2 protein-coding genes, 1 tRNA gene and 1 rRNA gene are annotated in these 4,461 nt (G+C 71.4%); 3 read left to right on the top strand and 1 reads right to left on the bottom strand.

Annotation, left to right across the window (positions count from 1 at the left end):
* A 5S ribosomal RNA gene (gene rrf / locus ACZ4VW_RS27160) occupies positions 1 to 93 on the top strand; the annotation flags it as partial.
* 5 nt (positions 94 to 98) lie between these two features.
* Positions 99 to 171: transfer RNA gene (locus ACZ4VW_RS27155), tRNA-Thr, on the top strand.
* A 112-nt stretch (positions 172 to 283) separates the two neighbouring features.
* On the opposite strand, the gene ACZ4VW_RS27150 is transcribed toward ACZ4VW_RS27155, so the two are convergent.
* Entirely contained in the window at positions 284 to 2,935 is a 2,652-nt protein-coding gene (locus ACZ4VW_RS27150) for a SpoIIE family protein phosphatase (RefSeq protein WP_467966804.1), read from the bottom strand.
* A gap of 356 nt (positions 2,936 to 3,291) precedes the next feature.
* Here ACZ4VW_RS27150 and ACZ4VW_RS27145 point away from each other — a divergent pair.
* Positions 3,292 to 4,461: HAMP domain-containing protein (locus ACZ4VW_RS27145; protein WP_467966824.1), on the top strand; the 1,170-nt coding region annotated here is incomplete at its 3' end.

The following is a 4,461-nucleotide window of genomic DNA, read 5'->3' as shown; positions in this document are numbered from 1 at the left end:
ACGCCCGGTTACATTCCGAACCCGGAAGCTAAGCCTTTCAGCGCCGATGGTACTGCAGGGGGGACCCTGTGGGAGAGTAGGACGCCGCCGAACAACCCGCCCTTTTAGCTCAGTCGGTAGAGCGTCTCCATGGTAAGGAGAAGGTCAACGGTTCGATTCCGTTAAAGGGCTCAGAGAAAAGGCCCCCGCCTCATGGCGGGGGCCTTTTTGCGTTGTCCCTTCGTGGGAGAAGGGAAGGGAGTGGCTCGTCGGGCCCGGCGACGCGGGCCCGACGAGAGCGATGTCAGTCCCCGTGCCGGGGCTCGGGGATCCGCATGGCCAGGATGGCCATGTCGTCCGAAGCGGGCTCCTGGGCGAAGCGTTCGACCGCGCGCAGGATGCGGGCGGCGACCGCGCCGGCCGTGAGGCCCGTACACGTCTTGAGAACCTCGATCAGGCCGTCGTCGCCGAGCATCCGCGTGCCCTCGCGGCGTTCCGTGACGCCGTCGGTGACACAGAGCAGGACGTCGCCCGGGTCGAGCGTGATGGTCTGCTCGTACAGTTCCAGGTCCTCCAGGACGCCCAGCAGCGGCTGCGGATCGGCCGCGGGGACGACCGAGCCGTCCTGACGCAGACGGAGCGGCAGCGGGTGGCCGGCGCAGACGACCTTGAGGACGGCCGAACCGTCCTCCTGCGGCCACAGCTCGCCGTACAGCAGCGTCAGGAAGCGGCTGCGGGCGCCCTCGTCGAGGATCGCCGCGTTGAGGCGCTCCAGGACCGCCGGGCCGCCGAAGCCCTCACGGGCCAGCAGACGCAGGGCGTGCCGGGCCAGGCCCGTCACGGCCGCGGCCTCCGGACCCGTACCGCAGACGTCGCCGATGGCGAAGCCGTAGGCGTTGTCCCGGATCGGGAAGAGGTCGTAGAAGTCTCCGCCGACCTCGTTGCCCTCACCGGCCGCGCGGTAGATGACGTCCACCTCGACACCGGGGATGTCGGGCAGGCCCGGCGGCAGCAGGCTGCGCTGGAGGGACTGGCTGATGGCCACGCGCTCCGAGTAGAGACGGGCGTTGTCGAGAGCGAGGGCCGCCCGCCGGGACAGATCCTCCGCGAGCTCCAGGATCTCCTGACGGAAGTGGTCGTCGGACGGCTTGCCCAGGGTGAGCATGCCGATGACGCGGTTGCGAGCCACGAGCGGCAGGACCACCGTCTCACCGCCGACGACGTTCGCGGTCGCCAGCGTGGCGTCGATCCCGGAGGACAACAGGCCGCCCGTGCCCCCCAGTTCGCGCATCGAGGTGGAGAGGGCCGCGCGGTGCGCGGCCTCGGCCGGGGCCGACCAGACGCGGGCGCCGGGGGTGGGCACCGGATCGGGCGGAGCGATGGAGGACAGCAGGGCCTTCAGGCCGTCGATGCGGTCCTCGTCCTCGTGGAGGACGTACGAGAGGTACGGGTCCGAGACCTGGTCGGCGATCGTGTAGACGGCGCACCAGGTGGCCAGGGTGGGGACCGTCATCTGGGCCATGAGGGCCAGCGTCTGATCGCGGTCGAGAGTGCCGGCCAGCAGGTCGGAAGCCTCGACGAGGAAGCTGAGGGACCCGCGGCGGAGGCGTTCGAGCTCTCCGAGACGGGCCGATTCGACGGCGAGGGCGATGCGGTCGGCGGCGAACTGCAGGCGCAGGGCCTCTTCGTTCGAGTAGCGGTTCGCGCTCTCGGCCGCCACCCCGAGGGAGCCCGTGAGGCGCCCCTCGACCTTGAGGGGGACCGTCACCACCGAGCGCATCCCGGTGCCCTCCAGGAGGGGAACCGCGCCGGGGACGGCGGCCAGGTCCTCGTGGACGGCCGGCATCCGGGCGGAGCCGTAGCGGCTGGCGCCGGTCTCGACGGGGACGCGGGCGAACCGCTGGCGGGCGGAGGGGAGGCCGGTCGTGGCCCGTACCTCGAGCTCCGTCTCGTCGTCCGTGGCGAGCAGCAGGAAGGCGGAGTCGCCGTCGAGCATGTCGCGGGCGCGCTCCACCGTGCGCTGGAGGAGGCCGTCGAGGTCGTCCGGGGCGGGGGAGCCGATGAAGACCTCGAAGGGGTCGGTGGCGCGGCTCTCGGCGCCCGAGTCGGAGACCGGGGTGCGCTGCGGGGTCTGGAGGACCGCGCGCTCGTACTCCCGTACCAGGAGGCAGACCGTGGAGGGCTCGCCCTCGGCGTCCCGGACGCGCAGATGGGAGGCGTACACGGGGATGACCCGGCCGTCGGCGCAGCGGATGCCGTAGCTGCCCTCCCAGCGGGAGAGGCGGAGGGCCTCGGCGAGGCCGGTGCCGATTCCGGGGGTGTGCGGCCAGGCGGCGAGATCGCCGAGCGGCTTGCCGGTGACCTGCTCGGCGCCGTAGCCGAAGAGTTCCTCGGCGTCCTCGTTCCAGGCGCTGATGGCGCCGCCGCGGTCGATCTGGGCGACGGCCACGCGGACGCGGGTGTCCGCGACCGGCAGGAGGGCGTCGGGGACGACCGGGCCCGCGGAGCGGGTGCCGATCGTGCGCTCGGGCAGATCGAGGTGGAACCAGACGCGCTTGTGCGTGGGGGTGTAGTCGACTCCCCAGCGGGTGGCGAGGGCGGCGCACAGGAGCAGGCCCCGGCCGTTCTCCCGGTCGGGGTGGGCGACCGTGCGGCCGCCCTGGAGGGGGATCTCGCGCTCGGGGTAGCGGTCGGCGACCTCGACGCGGACCCCGTCCTCGCTCCGCAGGCACAGGACGTCGGCCGCGGTGCCGGCGTGGACCACCGCGTTCGTGACGAGCTCGCTGGTGAGGACGACGGCGTCGTCGACGACCTCGGCGTACCCCCACCCCTGGAGCGTGTCCCGGACGAAGGCGCGGGCGGTCGCGACGGACCGCCCGACGGGGTCGAAAGTGGCAGCCGCCCGCGCGGTGATCACAGAACTCCTCGTACGCGTATCGACGCCCGGCTCCGCCATGGTCGGTCTGCCCCTCCCGCTGCCCGGTGGTCGTCTTTCGCGCCACCCCACCCCCGCCGGGCGGACCGGGGCGGTTGGACAGCCGGATGCCAGGTTACTTACCTTCGCTGTCCGAGCGGATGCCGGTCACCACTGTTTCCGTCCCCGGACGGCGGGGACGCTATGCGAAGCTGCCGAACTGTTATCGCCAGGTTCCGCAGCGGTGAAACACTGGGCAGGCTTGTGGTGACGGCCCGGGCAGTACGGTCAACCCCTTCGGGAGGGACACGGTGGAGTCTGGCACGGCGGCGCCTCGTCGCGGCGGCAGCGGCGCGCGCGCGAGGGGCGGACGGTCTCGGAGTGGTGGGACGGTGCAGGTGGACGCGGCGGCCATGGAGCGGCTGCTCGCTGCCCTGGTCTCGATGAGGGACGGGAACTTCCGCAAGCGGCTGACCGTGTCGGGCGACGGTGTGATGGCGGAGATCTCCGCCGTTTTCAACGAGGTCGCCGACCGGCAGATGCATCTGACCGGCGAGTTGTCGCGGGTACGGCGCATGGTGGGGCGTGAGGGCAAGCTGTCCGAGCGCCTCGAGGCGGGGGCCAGCGAGGGCGCCTGGGCGGCGGCGATCGAGGCCGCGAACGCGCTGGTCGACGACATGACGCGGCCCGTCTCCGAGGTGGGGCGGGTTCTCTCGGCGGTCGCCGAGGGTGACCTGGACCAGCGGATGGACCTGCGTTCGGACGGGCCGGACGGGGCGGCGCGGCCGCTCCGTGGGGAGTTCCTGAAGGTCGCGCGGACCGTGAACAACCTGGTCGACCAGTTGTCGGCGTTCACCGACGAAGTGACACGGGTCGCGCTGGAGGTCGGTACCGAAGGCAAGCTGGGCGGTCAGGCCCAGGTCCGCGGAATGTCCGGTTCGTGGAAGGACCTGACGGATTCCGTCAACACGATGGCGTACCGGCTGACGGCGCAGGTACGTGACATCGCTCTCGTCACGACGGCGGTCGCCAAGGGCGATCTGTCGCGGAAGGTCACGGCGCACGTGGCCGGCGAGATGCTGGAGCTGAAGAACACCGTCAACACGATGGTGGACCAGCTGTCCTCGTTCTCCTCCGAGGTGACGCGAGTCGCGCGCGAGGTGGGTACCGAGGGCGAGCTGGGCGGTCAGGCGGAGGTGGCGGGGGTCGCCGGCGTCTGGAAGGACCTGACCGACTCCGTCAACACGATGGCGGGAAATCTCACCAATCAGGTGAGGGGTATCGCCGAGGTGACCACGGCGGTCGCCAACGGCGACCTGTCCCAGAAGGTCACGGTCAGCGCGCGCGGCGAGGTCGCCCAACTCGCGGACACCATCAACCAGATGACCGAGACGCTGCGGACGTTCGCCGACGAGGTGACGCGTGTGTCGGGCGAGGTCGGTGCGCAGGGTCTGCTCGGCGGTCAGGCGCAGGTTCCGGGTGCGGCGGGTACGTGGAAGGACCTGACCGACTCGGTCAACACCGTCTTCCGCAACATCACCACGCAGGTGCGGGACATCGCGCAGGTG

Source organism: Streptomyces sp. NPDC029139, assembly GCF_055564335.1.
The sequence above is the reverse complement of the archived record's forward strand: the minus strand, read 5'-3'. Positions and strand labels throughout refer to the sequence as shown.

What these genes read in the sequence shown, in the direction of transcription:
- ACZ4VW_RS27150 (WP_467966804.1), bottom strand. Translation starts at nt 2,935, where the DNA reads ATGGCGGAGCCGGGCGTCGATACGCGTACGAGGAGTTCTGTGATCACC.